Source organism: Nguyenibacter vanlangensis, from assembly GCF_013376155.1.
In the GTDB taxonomy this organism is placed as follows: Bacteria; Pseudomonadota; Alphaproteobacteria; order Acetobacterales; family Acetobacteraceae; genus Gluconacetobacter; species Gluconacetobacter vanlangensis.
On sequence record NZ_JABXXP010001047.1, the window covers coordinates 1 to 767 of the forward strand.

Consider the following 767-nt stretch of genomic DNA (forward strand, 5'->3'; position numbering starts at 1 on the left):
GCCGCCCGCGCGTCGGCCAGATGGCGCAGGCGATAATCCAGCGGATCGACACCGGCCGCCGCCGCCAGCTCGTCGATATAGCATTCATGCGCAAAGCTGTTCGGCATGGCCGACACCCCCCGCAGCCACGAGGCCCGGGCGATCGGCGGCATGTCGTGCACGGTGACCCGCGCATTGCCGTAGGCATAGGGCGCGATGCTGGTGCGGTCGCCCATCTGCGTCACCGCCGGCGTCGCGGCGGGCACCACCCCGGTCAGCACCAGCGCCAGCAGGGGCGAGACATTGGACGGATAGCGCGTCGAAAAATCATAGGCCGCCGGACTGCCGTCCGCGGCGATGCCGCCGCGCACCTGCATCAGTTGCGCGGCGCCCTTGGGCTCCCAGACATGCTCCTGCGCGCGGGTCAGTTGCACCCGCACCGGCCGACCGACCGCCCGCGACAGCAAAAGCGCGTCGCCGCAGACATCGTCGGCGCAATTGCGCCCATAGCAGCCCGCGGCCTCGTGCCGGACGATCGAAATCCGCGCCGCCTCCACCCCCGCCAGTTGGGCGAGGTCGGCGCGCAGCATGTGCGGGTTCTGCGTCCCGGACCAGACGGTCACGCCCTCCGCCCGCCAGTCCGCCACCGCGCAGGACGGCCCGATCGAGCCATGCATCTGATAGGGCCAGGAATAGGTCCGGTCCATCCGGCCCGGCAACCCGTCCAGCGCGGCTTCGACATCCCCGCGATCCAGCAGCCGGCGCGGCGTGGCGGGATTGGCCAGCAG

Annotated in this window: 1 protein-coding gene; it reads right to left on the reverse strand. The window is 71.4% G+C overall.

The window, feature by feature from the left end:
• Positions 1-767 (reverse strand): molybdopterin cofactor-binding domain-containing protein (locus HUK84_RS21110; RefSeq protein ID WP_176641915.1); only part of this gene is annotated, 767 nt, incomplete at both ends.